This window comes from Dyella sp. NPDC103356 (assembly GCF_055584465.1).
The window spans coordinates 35,384-51,933 of the sequence record NZ_JBVJLZ010000006.1 but is presented as its reverse complement, the minus strand read 5'-3'; the positions used below and the strand labels follow the sequence as shown (position 1 = coordinate 51,933).

Below are 16,550 nucleotides of genomic sequence, written 5' to 3'. Positions count from 1 at the left end.
CTGATCCGAATTCATGCGCTGACCCTCATGAACTTGCCGGGCGCATCCGGATTGGGTACGAACCAGGCCGGGTTGCCCTCCGCATCCTTGCCCAGGCGTGCACCAGTTACCGGCGGCTTGTCGGCATCCAGCGTGCGTACCTCGGCCTGGCGTCGCCGCGGCAGGAATTCCGCCTCCTGCAGCTCGAGCACCGAGTCCTTGAATGCCTTGCCGATCGCAACGAAGTCCGCTTCGCTATGCGCCGTAGTGAAGAAACAGGGGAAGTTGTCGAGGATGTGGATGCCGCGGCTGCGCATCATCGCGAACAGCAGGTCCTGCAGCGGGTGTTCTTCGAGGAAGTTGATCTTCCATACGGACGCGAAGTGGGTGATCTTGATCGGTGCGCCCAGCTCGGCGCAGAACGCGTTCAGATCGTCGGCATGCAGCGAGGTGCGCGCATTCAGCCGTTCCTGCAATGCGCTGCCGGATGCCTTGAGATGCTTGAGCACGGCATGTGCTGCCGCCAATGCCAGCGGGTGACGAACGAAGGTGCCGGCAAAATAGGTCACGCCGACGGTGGGGATCGAGGCGTCGCCGAACTGCCAGCCGCCGCCGTCCAGCGCATCCATGTATTTGCGCTTGCCGGCGATCACCCCGATGGGGAAACCGCCGCCAACGACCTTGCCATACGATGCGAGGTCCGCATCGATGCCGAGCACGGCTTGCGCGCCGCGAGGGTGCGAACGAAAACCGGTAACCACTTCGTCGAAGATCAGCAAGGCACCTGCGTCGCTGGTGATGGCGCGCAGCTCCTGCAGGAATTCGCGCGGCTGGAAGTCGGGCCGGCGACTCTGCACCGGTTCGACCAGCACGGCGGCAATCGACGAGGCGCGCTCACGGATGATCGCCAGGGATTCGGGCGTGCCGTAATCCAGTACCAGCACGTTCTCGGAGGTATTGCGCAGGATCCCCGGTGCGGCAGGTACCGAGCGCAGCTTCTTGGTGCCGCGCACGATCACTTCGTCGAAAATGCCGTGATAGGAGCCGGTGAAGATCACCAGGGTGTCGCGGCCGGTGATGGTGCGCGCGATGCGCACGGTACCCATCACCGCCTCCGAACCCGTGTTGCACAGTGCAGCACGATCGAACCCGGTGAGCTCGCAGATCTGCTTGGCGACGTGACCAGCCAGCGGGTGTTGCGGGCCGATTTCGTAACCGGCGTCGATCTGCTGGCGAATGGCGTCGACGATAAAATCCGGCTGCCAGCCGAACAGGTTCATGCCGAAGCCGTTGAGCGCATCGACATACTCGTTGCCGTCCAGATCCCATACCTTGGAACCCTTCGACCGGTCGACCACGATCTGGTAGATCATTTCTTTCAGCAGCGGCCGGAAGCCGTTGACGACGCGCGGGTCGGCAAGGTGATCGCGGTGTTGCTGGGTATATTCCTTCGACCGACGGGTACGCTCGATATAGCGGCGCATGAAGACGTCCAGCCGTGCGCGCTGGCGGGTGCTCAGCTCGGTCGAGGTCGAGTGAATGCGGGCGATCGCGCCGAAGGCCTTTTTGACGTCATACGTCGTGTGTGCCAGCGCGGCCTCTTCGTCGGAACCGGTCGGCTCGGCGGTGGCCGCTTTCGCGATGGTCGGTGTGACCGAAGGAGCCGCCTGGGGTGCGGGCGCAACAACAGGCGCTGCCGCAACCGGTGCCGCAGGAGGAACACCAGCGCCACCAGCGGCGGCGAGCAAGGCCAGTTGCTGCTGCATGATCAGCATCTGCTGCTGGATGACATCCTGGACCAGGCCGCCGCTTGTAGCAGGCATCATGCTCGGCTGTGTGCTCGTAGGCGCGGTCGCTGTGGGGGCCGGTACGGCTGGTGTGGCTGCGGCAGGCTGGCTGTCGGGCGGCAAGAGGCGGTCGATGTGCATGGCGAGACGCTCAAAGGATGAACACGATTCCATCAGCTCGCGGAAGGTGATCTTCAGCGCGAAAGTTTTCTGCAGCTGCAGCGCGACCTGGGTCAGCGCCAGCGAATCCAGACCCAGCTCGACAAAGTTCGCATCGGTATCCGCGTCATCGAACTCGTTGCCGGCGACGTCCTCGAACAATGCCGTCAGTTGCGCGACCAGGCGCGCGGATCGTGCGGATGCGGTATTCGCAGCGGCGGTTTGTACGGGCATGGATACAGGCTCCGGCATGGGGGCAAGTGACGATTCGATCGGTGCGCTGTGGACAGGCAAGGGCAGCACGGTGATGTTGGATACGGCTGCCGCGGGTGCCGCGACGGCGAGCGGGCGAGCTTCGATCCAGTGGCGTTTACGCTCGAACGGATACGTCGGCAGACGAACGCGATGCTTGCGTGAGCGTTGGTCCAGCGCGTCGACGGCGACCGCTGCACCGTTGCACCAGAGCTGGCCCAGGGCGCCCAGCCACGCGGTGCGCTCGTTGGCGGGCGTATCGGTCAGCGAGGTAAGCACGATGCGGCCCCGGCCTTCCGGATGCTGCCGCGCGAGCAGGCTCAACGTCGCGCGCGGCCCCACTTCGACAAAGGCATGCTGTGGATCGGCAAGCAGCGCGCGCAACGCCGTGGAGAAACGCACGGTGCCGCGCAGATGGCGGGTCCAATAGTCCGGCGATATCGCATCGGCATCGCTCAAAGCTTCGCCGGTCAAGGTCGAAACGATGGGAATGTCAGCCGGCGACAAGGCGATCTGTTCGACCTCCCGGCGGAACGAACTCAATACCGGGTCCATCATGGCCGAATGGAATGCGTGCGAGGTCTGTAGCAGCCGGCAGGCGATGCCGGCCTGCTCCAGCTCGACACGGAAAGCATCGACGGCATCGATCTCGCCAGACACCACGCAGGCATTGGGCGAGTTTTCCGCGGCCAGCGACAGCGATGCCGGCAGTCGCGCGGCAAGCTGCGCCCCGTCCAGTCGCACCGACAGCATCGAGCCACTCGGCAACGCCTGCATCATCCGCCCGCGCCGTGCCACCAGCCGGGCGCCATCGGCCAGGCTCATCACGCCGGCGAGCACGGCCGCGACGAATTCGCCGATGCTATGGCCGATCATCGCAACGGGCTGGATACCGGCGCTCATCCATAGCCGGGCCAGCGCGTACTCGATCGTAAAGGTCGCCGGCTGCGTCAGCGCGGTCGCGCGCAAGGCGTCGGCATCGTCGTCGAACATCTTTTCGCGCAGGTCGAAGCCGAGTTCATCGCGCAGAATCGCCGCGCATGCGTCGAACGCATCGCGGAATGCCGGTTCGGCGGCGTACAGCTCGCGGCCCATGCCGGCATATTGCGAACCCTGGCCGGGAAACATGAAGACGATGGCAGGCGCGGGCTGTTGCGCCGTCCAGGTGGCCAGTGCCCCGTCGCGAAGCCCGTTGGCAGCATCCTCGACGCTTTGGGCCACCACGCAGGTGCGATGGGTAAAGGCCTTGCGTCCCTTGCTCAAGGTCCAGGAGACATCGGCGAGATTGATCTCGGGATGGGCCGTCAGATGTTCGGCAAGCTGTTTCCCCGCGTTTGCCAGCGCGGATGCGGAGCGCGCGGAAAGCACCAGCAGCTGTGCGCCGTTGGCTGGATCGGAGGGCTCGGCGGCGGGTGCTTCTTCGAGCACCACATGGGCATTGGTGCCGCCGACGCCGAACGAACTGACGCCGGCGCGAAGCGGACCGGTGTCGGCATGCCAGGGTTGCAGGCTCGTATTCACCGTAAAGGGCGAATGCGCAAAGTCGATCTTCGGATTGGTCGCGCGCAGATGCAGCGACGGTGGCAGCGTGCGCTCGTGCAGCGACAGCGCGGTCTTGATCACGCCGGCCGCGCCGGCCGCCATGACCAGATGGCCGACATTGCTCTTGACCGAGCCGAGCGCGCAGAAGCCGAGCTCGTCGGTGCTTTGGCGGAACGCCTGGGTGAGGCCCTCGATTTCGATGGGATCGCCCAGCGGTGTGGCGGTACCGTGCGTCTCGATATAGGAGATCGAGCGCGCATCGACACCGGCGTTGTCGAGCGCCATGGTGACGACTGCCGCCTGGCCGGCGCTGCTCGGTGCGGTGAAACTCGCCTTGAGTCCACCGTCGTTGTTGACGGCCACGCCGCGAATGACCGCATAGATCGGATCCCCATCGCGCTGCGCGTCAGACAATCGTTTCAACAGAAGCACCGCCGCGCCGTCGCTGAACACCGTGCCTTGTGCATCCGCGTCGAAACTGCGCGTATGGCCATCGGGCGACAGCATCGAGCCTTCCTGATACAGATAGCCGCTGCGTGGCGGGCAGGTAATGGCCACGCCGCCGGCCAGCGCCATATCGCACCGGCCGGCACGCAAGGCGTCGAAGGCCTGGCTGATCGCCACCAGCGAGGTCGAGCATGCCGTATTCATGCTGATCGCCGGACCGGTCAGATTGAGCCGATGCGCGACGCGCGTGGCGAGATAATCTTTTTCGTTGGCCAGCATCACCGGAAACGCGCCGAGCTTTTCGACCAGGTCGGGGCGCGTGCTGATGTGCCGCTGGAAATAGGTCGCGTTGTGCATGCCGCCGAATACGCCGACAGGCACGTCGTGCGCATCCGGCACATAACCGCCACGCTCCAGGCATTCCCAGCACAGTTCGAGAAAAATGCGTTGCTGCGGATCGGTGAGCTCGGCTTCGCGTGGCGAAATACCAAAAAACGCCGCGTCGAAATCTTCCACGCCATCGATCACGCCACGTGCGGCCACATAGGACGGATCGGCACGTTCTTCGGCGGCGATCCCGGGATCGAGCTCGTCGGCAGCAAAGAACGTGATCGAATCGCGGCCGGCACAGAGGTTGTCCCAGAAGGTTTCGACACTCGAAGCGCCGGGGAAACGCCCGGCCATGGCGATGATGGCGATGGGTTCGGCCGCTTCGCGCGTTTGGGCACGAGCGAGTCGCCCGGCTAGAGCGCTGCGGTTGGTGCCGCTTTCGATCAATGCCGCCAGGTCCGCCGGTGTCGGTGTGCCAAAAAAGTCGACGATGGTCGGCCGCGTCGACAGTTCTTCGTGGATGCGAGCGACGGTTTTGACGGCCAGCAGCGAGTTGCCGCCGAGATCGAAGAAATGGTCGTTACGTCCCACCTGGTCCAGGCCAAGCATATCGGCGAACAGGGCGCACAGGCGTTGTTCCACGACGCCCTGGGGTGGCACGTAGACCCCGACCAGCTCGGGGCGGCGATTGTCCGGCGCGGGCAGGGCGCGGCGATCGAGCTTGCCGTTGGTGGTAATCGGCAGCGATGCGAGCCCCATATAGATGGCCGGCACCATGAACTCGGGCAGCGCCTTCGACAGTTGCTCGCGCAGGCTCCTCGCGGTGAGCGTCGTATCGTCCAGCACGTAATAGGCGACCAGGCGCTTCTGCCCGGGCTTATCTTCACGCACCATCACCGCGCCAGCGCGTACACCATCGATGCGTTGCAAGGCGGCTTCGATTTCGCCGATCTCGATCCGGTAGCCGCGGATTTTCACCTGGCCATCGGCACGGCCGATGAATTCGATCACGCCTTCGGAGAGCCAGCGAACCAGGTCGCCGGTGCGATAAAGCCGCTCGCCGCTTGCGTCGGAGGGATGGGTGATAAAGCGCTCGGCGGTCAGCTCCGGGCGCGCCAGATAACCGCGTGCAAGGCCAGCCCCGCCGATGTGCAATTCACCGATGACACCGACCGGTACCGGTTCGCCGCGGGCATTGAGCACGTGCAGCGTGGTATCGGCGATCGGTCGGCCGATCGGGATCGAACGCGTATCGGCATCCAGGTCGCGTGGGATGGGATAGGTCGTGGCGAACGTGGTGCATTCGGTCGGACCGTAGCCGTTGATGATGCGGGTGTCCGGCAGCGCCGCATAGGCCTTGCGCACATGCGCAGGCGAAAGCGCTTCGCCACCGATCAACAACTGGGAAAGCCCGCGCAGCTTGCTGGCGTCGTCATCAACAATGGCGTTGAACAAGGCTGCGGTCAGCCAGGCGATCTGAGCGTGGTGACGGTCGATGGTTTTTGCCAGGCCGCAGCCGGTGGGAATGCGTTCGCCGTGAACGACGCAGCATCCGCCATTGAGCAGGGCGCCCCAGATTTCCAGCGTCGATGCATCGAATCCCAATGGCGCGGCGTGCAACAGGCGCGGCTGTGTGCCGAAGTCCACATAGTCCACGTCGCGTACCAATCGGATGATCGCCCGATGCAGGATTTGTGCACCCTTGGGGGTGCCGGTGGACCCCGAGGTGTACATGACATAGGCCAGTGCATCGCTACCCAGGGTCGGTTGCGCCGACGGCGCAGCATGCCGCTCGAGCTGTTCGAGCGGCATGATCGGAACGGTGATACCCGAAAGCGCGTGGGTATCCGTACCGGCGATGACCAGCGTGGCGCCTGCATCGCCGATCACGAAGGCGAGTCGCTCGGCCGGGTAGGTGGGGTCGAGCGGCAGATAGGCGCCGCCGGCCTTCAGAATGCCGAGCAGGGCGACGATGGCCTCTGCCGAGCGCTCCAGCAGCAGCGCCACCGGCGATCCGTGCGTTACGCCCGCGGCAAGCAACCCCGCAGCAACGCGCTCGGCACGTGCATCGAGTTCGGCATACGTCAGCACGACATCGCCGGCCTCGATGGCAGTGCGAGTCGGGTATTGCCTAGCGCATTCGGCGAACAGGCCATGCACGGTATCGCTATCGCGCCGCGGCCTGGCAGTAGCGTTCCATTGCAACATGCGTTCGCGTTCGATGGGATCGATGACGTCCAGCGAGCCCATGCTTGCCTCGCCTGATGCGCACGCTGCGTCCAGCAGGCGCAGCACGCTCCTGGCGAAGAGCTCGATCGAGACCTCGTTGAACGGCGCTCGAAAATCGACGCACAGCCGGGCCGGTCCGGATATATCCAGATACCAGCGGCTGGCGATCGAGGCACAGAAGTCGCCGTCGCCATGATCCGCGGCGCCCCATGCGGCAGGCTGCGGGATATCCGTTGCATCATTGATCTGCTGCCCGAATCCTTGTAGCCAAGCGGCGCGATCGCCCGTTCGCGGCACATCGACAGCAACCTGTTGCAACTGGTCGGCTACGACACGGCTGGCCAAAACGGTATCGGCGCCGGTCAACTGCGATTCGGTCACGGCCAATACGGCACACAGCAACGTCGAGATATTCGTTCGCCCCGAAAAGTCCGTCGTGCCGAGCACGTATTGGCGATGCATGCATTCGGTCGTTGTGCCGGTTCGCGACGGCAACACGTCGAACAAGCGCAGGCTCAGGCCGGCATCGTCCTTGCTGGTATCCATGCACGCGTTCATCAGGCTTTCGCAGTCTCCCCACAGACGATGGCAGCGATGTTTGTCTTGTTCGGTTTTCTTTCGAGGTATTCGGTTATCAATCCGCTATCGCGTAAGCGCTGTGACGAGCAAGCGACGGGCATGCCGGTGGACGGCTTCCCGTGCCGTGTGCCGCCACCAGGGCCGAAGCCGCGGTATAGGTGAAGCGATCGAACAGGCGCCGCTTCCCTACCGGCGGCGTCTGCAGGCCAATGCGATGCAGCAGGTCGTTAACCACGTGTTGCATCGCGTTCTTGCGCGTGGCCCGGGTGCTGTAGGTCAGGCTGATGGTGATCGACGGTTCGTCGTCGGTTTCGACCATATGCGGGCTGGTCAGCGGCATGTAGACGCCCATGCCCGGCCCCAGGTCGAACACCTTCGCGCGAGCGCGAAATGCCTCGCTCCATTGCACCAGGTCCAGCTCATGGCGCGCGTGGAAGCAATCGCGTGCACGGTCGCTGACCACGTCGGTATCGGCCGCGTCCCATACATACACTTTCTTGTGCCCGCGGACTTGCAGAAGGATTCCGTGGTTTCTGTCGATGTGAAACGGCGTGATCGTGTGCGGCGAGGCGACGAAGATCCATCCCGCGCGGTAATACACGCCCGGATCCTTGCGCTCGATATACGGCTGGATAGGGTCGAAGGCCAGATCGATCAGTTCGCGGTAGGTCTCGTCGGCCTGCACGTGGCGCAGCAGCATCCATGCCTTGGCGTCGCTGATGCGCTGCAGGGTCTCGGCGACCGGCTTGCGGTTGGGATAAAGCCGGCTTACCGCATCGAAGTTGGTGCCTGCACTGGCATCGCTGTTGAACGTAAACACGCGCGTGCTGCCCTGCAGACGCTTGCCCAGCGCAACCAGCTGGTCGGGCTGCAGCAGCGGGTGATCGGACAGCTCATGCGTCACCGACTGGATGCGCCACGGATCGAAATTTTCCCAATCGATATCGATAAGTGGGCGCGCATTGGCATTCATGACTTCGGTTCTCTGGCATCACGCGGACACGTGTAGTGTCGGGTGCGATGCCACCTCGCTTCCATAGACTCTATGGTCGAGACCTTTGCGACGAATGCATGACTTGACCGCTGTTTCTCAGGTATTTCGCACAGGTCGAAGCCATCGGCGTGTTTTGCCGATAGTCGACTAGGGCATTTGGCCTATCCCCGTCGCCATACTTGGCAAAGCCGGCGAAACAGTGGCCGCTGGCTGGCTTTCGCTCAGTCTGTTTTTATCGGTTTGCGCCGCACGCGTTGGCCGATGCGCGCCAGCTCAGATTTAGCACGGTCCACGAAAAAGTTGTGGCCCACCGCGCCGGGTTCCATCCCGAGCCGACGCATGCGTGCGTTGAAGCGATGGGCGTCGGTCCAGATATCCGAGTGGCGTGTGCGAAACGTCACCGCCAGCGAGATCGACAATTCCGAGCCGGTATGCACGCGATGCGGCGCGATAAACGGATGGTGCACGCCCAGCCCCGGCTTGAGCTGATAGGTCATGGCTTTTGCCTCGAACGACGGCTTGTACGTCGGACGATCGCCGGTTCGCGACAGCAGCAGGTCTTTCTCTTCGTCCGACATGATTTCGCGGTCGGCCGGGTCCCAGAGGTGTACGGTTTTCGTGCCCTGGATCTGCAACAGGAAATTCATCTCGCGATCCATGTGATACGGCGTCACCGAATCGCGCGAAGAAATAAAGACGTAGGTCGAATACCAGCTGATTTCCGAATCGATCGGGTCGGTCTTTGCTGCGATTTCGCCAAGCAGGCCTTCGATGACCGGCCTGTACCAGGCGTCGAGTTCGGGGTTGTTGATGCAGATATAGGCCTGCCGCTCTTCGAAATGATTCAACACGTCATCGAGCGTCAGGTCGCGCTTGTAGCGGTCATAGGACGAGTCGAGTTCGGCGTCGCCGGGAATCTTGCCGATCCGGTAAAGAATCTTTTCCGTGGGCATGCGGCGGCATAGCGCAAACAGCGAAGGCAGCGAGAAGGACGGGTGCGCGACCAGCCGGTGGCCGACCAGAAACGGTTGGCGGTTGTAATAGGCACGCAGGATCGACGGCTCCAGGGTGAGCAAGGGCTCGGTTTCCGAGCGCCCTCGCGCCAGGATATCGGCATAGCGTTTTGTCGAGAGAAAAGTGCCTAGCATGGTCGTTCTCCTTCAAATGCAGGCCTTGCGTCGAATCAATCCACGGACTGAAATGCGAACAACCACAGGATGGCGCCCTGAATAGGCGCGCCTATCCAGCTCACGTCATAGGTGCCGGCGGCATCCACCTGCTTGAATGCCACGGCGCACTGCACGCCACTGTTGTCGGGGAGCTTGAGAAAGCTGTCGATCACGGTAAAGCCGTTGTTCGGTACGGCTGTCATGCGTTTGACACCGCCGTCGCCCCACCATATGGCTATAAGCGTGGCCGGGCCGGTGGTTCTGACGGTGCCGCTACGCAATGTCAGGCCAGCAGGTGCGTAGTTCTGGGCAACATCTTTCAGAACGCCAGCCTGCTTGATCTCGATAAACGGAACCGATATTTCACCGACGGCATTGCCCGGCTTGGCGAAGCTGACGGTGTGGTTGGCGCCGCCTTTGGCCGCAAGCGCGATATAGGCCTTGACGTCGAAGCGGTCGCCGTAGCCATTGCCGTAGGGAACCGTAGAGCCCAGCTGCTTCCAGCGGTTCGCATAGCTATCTACCGGGCGGGCATCATTGGACGAATACCCGCCGTTGAAGACGATCAGCGTGCTGCCGCTGCGCTGGGTATCGACCGGTTCGGTGGTGGCGGGAGAGACCCCAAGGCCCTCGGACTGGGCCAGCAATGTATGCCCGCCAAGGGCCGGGGTGACCATGATCGGCGAACCCATGGATGGAGACTCCGTCGGCTGTGCCGATAGGGATCGGGCTAGCAGGAGCAGAGGCGCAAAAAGCAGCGCCAGCGCCATCTCGACGAGGCGGCGGTCAGCCCGAAGGCGTCGACAGCAGGCCATGGAAGCGTTCCCCTTTGATGGTCTGATAGTGAGAACTGCGTCACACCCAGTCAAGCGAAAAATATGCTTGCGAACCGTCTCGCGTTGCGCCAATCTTGACCTCCCGCAAGACCGAACCGACCACCCACAGGGGGTGGCCGCAACCAGCAGCCGGCGGGGCCGTGACTGGCGATGGCATGGCGCACCAAGGGGGATGGCTTGGCTAACGAGACCGATTTCCTTGAGCTCTATCGGGAGCTGGGCGTGAGCCCGGGTTGCTGCCTGCTGGATTTCAAGCGGGCGTACCGGCGCCATGTGGCGCGGCTGCATCCCGACCGTCCGGGTGATGGGCAGCCACGTGTTGGCGATCAGCTGCAACAGCTGACCGCCCAATACAGTGCCGCGATGGAGTTTCAGCGCCGTCATGGACGCCTGCCTGGTGCCCAGGCGGAGGACATCCGGACCAATACGCCCGAGCCCACCTTCCGATCGACGCTTCCCACGCTTACGCCGACGCGCGAACCGAGACGCGGGCCGTCCAAGGTCACCATCTTGTTCGCCCTGTCCGTGACCGCGGCATTGTTCTGGTGCACCGACCCGCTGCCGTTCCTGCCGGAAGTGAGCCACGCGCCGTACATCGCCCCAAGCACCGCGGAGATCCCGGAAAAGCCGGTTGTCCCGACGCTTGCATTGGGCATGTCATTGGAAAACGTACGTGCCATCGAGGGCGAGCCGACCCTGATTCGGGACGATCGCTGGGAATACGGTCCGTCCTGGATCCGCTTCGAGAATGGCGAAGTGGTGGACTGGTATAGCTCGCCGTTGCAATCGCTCAAGACGCCTGCGGGTCGCCCCAGCCACCATTGAAGCCTTACATGTGTTTGGCGGACATCGGGGCCCGCTATGGTCGCCAGGCGGCGCGTTTGACCTCGACCCGGTGTGTATTCCACCGAGCACCGGGCCTTGCGCCGCCACCCGGCGGCCATAGCGGGCCAGGGCGACGTTTCAGCGCGCACCGCGGCCAAACAGCACCACTTCTACCGTCTGCACGAGAATCAGCAGATCGAGCATCAGGTTGTGATTCTTGACGTAGAACAGGTCGTACTTGAGTTTCTCGGCGGCGTCTTCTTCGGAGGCGCCATACGGGTAACTCAGTTGCGCCCAGCCGGCCAGCCCCGGCTTCAGGCAGTGGCGCAAGCTGTAATAGCGAATCTTTGGCTCGAGATCGGCGACAAACTGCGGGCGCTCGGGACGCGGCCCGACGATGCTCATCTCGCCCTTGAGTACGTTCCACAATTGCGGCAGCTCATCGAAACGCAGTTTGCGTGCGATGCGGCCCACACGCGTGACGCGGTCGTCATGCTTGCTGGCCCAGCGTGCTACGCCATCAAGCTCGGCGTCCGTGCGCATGCTGCGAAACTTGAGCAGCCAGAACGTCTTGCCGCGCTCACCGACGCGCTCCTGGCGATAGAGAATGGGTTGGCCGGCACCCGACTCCATACGGATGGCAAGCACCATCCCCAGCATCAGCGGCCAGGTCAGCACCATCAGCACCAAGGCGGCTGCCAGATCGAAGCAACGCTTGCTCAACCGACGCAGCGGCGTGGCATTGAAGCCACCGGAAAAGACCAGCCAGGAAGGGTCGAGCAGCGATAGCTGGACGCGGCCCGATTCGCGTTCGCAGAACGTGGTGAGCTCGGTAATGGTCACGCCCAGTTGCCGGCATTCGAGCAGGTCGTCCATCGGCAAGCTGCCGCGGCGATCGTCGACACCGACAACGATCTCGTCGACCTGTCGGCGCAGTACCAGCGATGGCAACGGAACGTTCAAGTTCAGGAGCTGATCGGAGGGTACGACGGTTATTTCGTTCGGGCACGGCACATAACCGACGATGCGAAAGCCGCGTCGATCGGAACGGCGACGCATGCGATTGTGGATCTGCGCGGCACGTTGCCCCGCGCCCAGGATCAGCACCTGCCGTTTGAGCGCCTCGATCTCCACCAACCGCATGAATACCGAACGGAAGGCCATGATCAGGACCAGGCCCAGCAACAACGCAATACCCATCACGCCACGGCCGACATAAGCTTGCGGCACGACGTAGTACGCCACGATCAGGCCCACGCCACCGAGCGCAAACGCCACCACTTGCCTGGCGAGGAGGCCAAACCAGCTGCTGCGCATATGCGTTTGATACTGCCCCAGCGCCGCCATGCCCAGCATGATGACCAGTGCAAACAGCAGCGACCTTTCCAGCAAATGGCGCGAGAACTCGGCCAGCTCGTCCGGTGTATTGAAGTAGCGCAGGTACATCGCCAGGCTCAACGAGCCGGCCAGCAAGAGCGACTCGCAAAATCCGAGCAGCAGGAGCCAGCGTACGGCCTGCCTTCGTAGAAAACGAAGCATTCGGATTCCCCCAAGTTGACTGCCACTCCGTGGGCAGAGCTTGAGGCTACGCTGGTGTATCGCAGCCCGCGATACGACGGACGGTGGGTTTTGCGTAGTCCGAATGGGCGTTACAGGGATGTAACAGGGGTGTCTTCAAATCAACTCGAATCACCTCCTACTCGTCATCCCGGCGCAGGCCGGGACCCAGTGGCTTCGGTTTTCGGTTTTCGCGTCAGAGCAAAATGCGTGATCACGCTCGCGACGACCGACCACAAAGCCACTGGGTCCCGGCCTGCGCCGGGATGACGGATAGGAGATGTTTTCAGAGGTTACCGACCACCGCTCCTGCTGTTTAGTGAAGCCGCATCTCATCAAGCCAATGCAGCCGGCAGGCAGTAATGGTCGACGGCGCAGCCAGTGCCCCGATAAGCCCGGCGGGCAGGCCGATATCGCGTACGCGGCAAGGTATGCGGGTGGTAGCCGACGCGGGCGGCGCGACCAGCGCCGTGGTGGTGGCCTTCATGCGCGATGGCTCCTCGCTCAGCCCGGTACCGAACGCCTTGAGCAAGGCCTCCTTGCGTGTCCACAACGACAGCAGCGCCGATTCGCGTAAGAGCGGATGCAGTGGCAATACTTCGGCTATTTCCTCGGTCGTGCAGAAGCGCGGCATCAACTCGGTCAACGTCATGTGCGAGGGCGAGCGCTCGATGTCGACACCGACGGTTTCGGCCGCGCATACGGCGATCGCTACCCAGCTGCCGCTATGACTGAGACTGGTGGCAAGCTGCGTTCCCGAGACGTATGGCTGTCCGCCCGATGTGTTGCCGAGGGGAACGTCGCATGCGTCGACGCCCAGGCAGATGCCAAGCGCGGCACGCCATAGGGCATGGGCGACGACATAGGGCTCACGATCGCGCTCGAATCGAAACCGTGCGGCCCTGGCACGTTCGCCCGCATCGAGCAGGCTTTCGGCCGATTCGGTATGCAACCCCCACAGCGCGCTGTCGAACAGCAGCACGCTCGCCGCGCCGGGCGATAACATGGAAAATTGCGCGCGCGCCAGAGCGCATTTCACCGTATGAAGGAAGTCGTCTGCGATGAAGTTGGCGCGTCCGTTCGGCATGGGTATCTCAAAGCATCCCGGAGGTGCCATAGGCCAGCAGCAGGTCACGCAGGTCTTCGGCCAGCCGCAGGCTCAGGGCAATGATGGTGAAGGTCGGGAAAGCCCAGCCGCCGGTAGGAAACACCGAGCTGCCGGCGATATGAAGATTGTCGACGCCGTGCACACGGCAATGGCGATCGACCACGCCTTGGTTCGGATCGGCGGACATTCGTGTCGTGCCGAGGTGATGCGCGGTGCCGTGAACCTGGGGCATGTCGTCCCCGGTACCGCCTACCCATGCCGCCGGTTCATAACGTCCGCCGCATGCCTGTGCCAGTTCGTTGCCGAACAGGACCGCCGCGGTCCGGTACGTGTGCTTGTCCAGCGGCGTCAGCTGCCAGTCGACGCAGATCTTGCGCAGCCCGAGCGCATCGACGTCGGAGCTGAGGGTAATCCGGCTGTCCGGGTTCGGCGCCTGTTCGAAATAACCGATCAGCTCCACATGATTGCTTTTCACCGCCGATTTGTCGGCCAGCTTCCGCACGAACGCCTTGGCGATATCGCCGGCGCCCAGGCCGACTCGCAATGCGAGCTTGCCGACGCCCTCTTTGGCCGGGATGACATCGTCACCTGGCGAAGGACCATTTTTCATCGCCGCGCATAGCCGCGCCTCCAGCTCGGCGCTCTCATCGCGCGACGAGGGCCGCAGGGCTGCCCTGAACTCCCGCAACGCACGAATACCCTTGGGTACGTCCGCTTCGACAGGGAAGGGATGCACGCGTCCGCTAAGCAGGCGATGGGCTCGTTGTGCCTGATCGGACAGGCCGATTTCGGGAAACACCGGTGCGGGGCCCTTGCCCAGGTTGCGATCGTACGGACGCGTGAGATGGTCCGGCGTATCGGTCACCACCCGGCCGATGCTACCGCTGGGATGATCCATAAAATAACGGCCCACCAGATCGCGCGTGTTGCCCAGCCCCTGGGGAACCACCGAGTCCGACAACAGGAGCAGGCGTGCGTTCTCGATGCCGCCGGAGGCAAGTACATAGTGTCGTGCCGTGACAAAGCCGGTGCGCCCGCTCAGGGCGGCAATGCGTGCGCGACGCACGGACGTACCGTCGGGCGCGGCTTCCAGCTCCATCAGGTTGGCATGCAACAACACCTTGATGTTCTCTGCCTGCTCGAGTTCGGCGCGATAGGCGGCGCCAAATAAAATCGGGCTGCGCGCGAAGATCTGGTTGACCAGTTTGTCTGCGCTGAACGGAATGGGTTGGCGCGGCAAGGGGCCGACAAAGGACCCATCAGCGAAGTCATGCGCATCGATCTGGCAATACGTTCGTGCGCGCGCATAGTAAGGCTCGAGTTCGTCGTAAGAGAGCGGCCAGCCGCTGTGCGGCACCCAGTTGCGCTCGCCCAGATCGTGCTTGCTCAGTGTGATGCAGCCGCCGCCCCACAGATTGCAGCTGCCGCCAAACACGCGCATGCGCGACACGCTCGGATCAAACGGCGGGTTGCCGATCGACGTTCCTTCATACAGCGCCTGGCTTTTTTCCTCGCCCGCGAGCCCGCCGCCTTCGATCAGGCAGACCGATAGCGACGTGCCGATAAACGAGCGGGCAATCGCGATGCCAGCCGCCCCCGCGCCGATGATGCAAAGATCCGCTTCGACGTCGGCGGGCGACGATCCATCCAGGTAGTCGATGATCATGTCGCCTCCAAACCATGACGCTGGCCATTCCAGCCGCTACGAACGTTATGCAACGCGTTCATCTTGCAGAGTCTCGTAGTAGGTCCGATACCAGCGGACGAATTGAGCCACACCGGTTTCGACCGGCACCTTGGGGACATAGCCGACCGCATCCCTGAGCAAGGTCATGTTCGCGGCGGTGTCGGGCACATCGCCGGCCTGCATCGGCAACAACTCCATCTCCGCCTTGCGTCCCAGGCACGTCTCCAGCACCTCGATGTAACGCAACAACGCCACCGGCTGCTCGTTGCCGATGTTGTAGATGCGATAGGGCGCCACGCTGCTGCTTTGCGGGTCGGGCAAATAGGCGTTCCACGCGGCGTCCTTGACCGGCACGGTATCGAGTACGCGAATCACGCCTTCGGCGATATCGTCGACATAGGTGAAGCTGCGCTGGTGCTTGCCGTAGTTGAAAACCCGGATGGGTTCGCCGGCAAGAATCGCCTTGGTGAAAAGAAACAGCGCCATATCCGGGCGGCCCCAGGGGCCGTAGACCGTGAAGAAGCGCAGTCCCGTGCATGGGATGTCGTAGAGATGGGCATAGCTGTGCGCCATCTGTTCGTTGGCTTTTTTCGAGGCGGCGTACAGTGTCAGCGGATGCTCGGTGGACTGGTGTTCGGAAAACGGCAGCGTACCGTTGGCGCCATAGACCGAGCTGGTCGAGGCAAAGACCAGATGCTCTACGCCATGGCGGCGGCAGCCTTCCAATACATGCAGAAAGCCGGTGACGTTGCTGGATACATAGACATGTGGATTCTCCGCCGCATAACGCACGCCAGCCTGAGCGGCCAGATGAACCACGCGCTGCGGCCGGTGCCGGGAAAAGGCCTGCTCCATTGCGGCCCGGTTGGACAGGTCGGCATGCACATGCGTATAGCCGCCGTGTCGCATCAGGCGGCTCAGGCGGGCTTTTTTCAGTCGGACGTCGTAATAGTCGTTGAGATTGTCCAGGCCGATCACTTCGTCGCCTCGCTTGAGCAATTGCAAGGCGACGTGCGAACCGATAAAGCCCGCGGTTCCGGTAACCAGCACTTTCATGGCATACGATCTCG

The 16,550-nt window shown here is 63.0% G+C and carries 9 protein-coding genes; 1 reads left to right on the top strand and 8 read right to left on the bottom strand.

The annotated features are described in order from the left end of the window. Positions 1-11: 11 nt before the first annotated feature. The 4 genes from ACZ6WW_RS14800 to ACZ6WW_RS14785 form a co-directional block, all read right to left on the bottom strand. Positions 12-7,271 (bottom strand): amino acid adenylation domain-containing protein, encoded by a 7,260-nt coding sequence (locus tag ACZ6WW_RS14800; protein ID WP_465274886.1) that lies wholly within the window; start codon positions 7,269-7,271, stop codon positions 12-14. Between the two features lie 88 nt (positions 7,272-7,359). After that, on the bottom strand, positions 7,360-8,277 hold the full coding sequence (locus tag ACZ6WW_RS14795; RefSeq protein WP_465274885.1) for a cupin-like domain-containing protein: 918 nt from the start codon (positions 8,275-8,277) through the stop codon (positions 7,360-7,362). A 242-nt stretch (positions 8,278-8,519) separates the two neighbouring features. Then, on the bottom strand, positions 8,520-9,446 hold the full coding sequence (locus ACZ6WW_RS14790) for a cupin-like domain-containing protein (protein ID WP_281848967.1): 927 nt from the start codon (positions 9,444-9,446) through the stop codon (positions 8,520-8,522). A 35-nt stretch (positions 9,447-9,481) separates the two neighbouring features. Further along, positions 9,482-10,159 carry a hypothetical protein gene (locus ACZ6WW_RS14785; protein ID WP_465274884.1) on the bottom strand — a complete coding sequence of 226 codons (678 nt, stop codon included), beginning with the start codon at positions 10,157-10,159 and terminating at the stop codon, positions 9,482-9,484. Between the two features lie 321 nt (positions 10,160-10,480). Between ACZ6WW_RS14785 and ACZ6WW_RS14780 the strand changes: the two genes are divergently transcribed. Further along, a complete protein-coding gene (locus tag ACZ6WW_RS14780; protein ID WP_465274883.1) occupies positions 10,481-11,128 on the top strand; it encodes a hypothetical protein in 648 nt (215 codons plus the stop codon). Between the two features lie 138 nt (positions 11,129-11,266). On the opposite strand, the gene ACZ6WW_RS14775 is transcribed toward ACZ6WW_RS14780, so the two are convergent. The 4 genes from ACZ6WW_RS14775 to ACZ6WW_RS14760 all read right to left on the bottom strand — a co-directional run bounded on the left by ACZ6WW_RS14775 (position 11,267) and on the right by ACZ6WW_RS14760 (position 16,536). Then, positions 11,267-12,667, bottom strand: a complete 1,401-nt coding sequence (locus ACZ6WW_RS14775) for a TIGR03013 family XrtA/PEP-CTERM system glycosyltransferase (RefSeq protein ID WP_465274882.1) — start codon at positions 12,665-12,667, stop codon at positions 11,267-11,269. A gap of 334 nt (positions 12,668-13,001) precedes the next feature. Beyond that, positions 13,002-13,772: a 4'-phosphopantetheinyl transferase family protein gene (locus ACZ6WW_RS14770; protein WP_465274881.1), complete on the bottom strand. Its 771-nt coding sequence runs from the start codon at positions 13,770-13,772 to the stop codon at positions 13,002-13,004. A gap of 7 nt (positions 13,773-13,779) precedes the next feature. After that, positions 13,780-15,459: a GMC oxidoreductase gene (locus ACZ6WW_RS14765; protein ID WP_465274880.1), complete on the bottom strand. Its 1,680-nt coding sequence runs from the start codon at positions 15,457-15,459 to the stop codon at positions 13,780-13,782. A gap of 45 nt (positions 15,460-15,504) precedes the next feature. Then, a complete protein-coding gene (locus tag ACZ6WW_RS14760; RefSeq protein ID WP_465274879.1) occupies positions 15,505-16,536 on the bottom strand; it encodes an NAD-dependent epimerase in 1,032 nt (343 codons plus the stop codon). Positions 16,537-16,550: the final 14 nt, after the last annotated feature.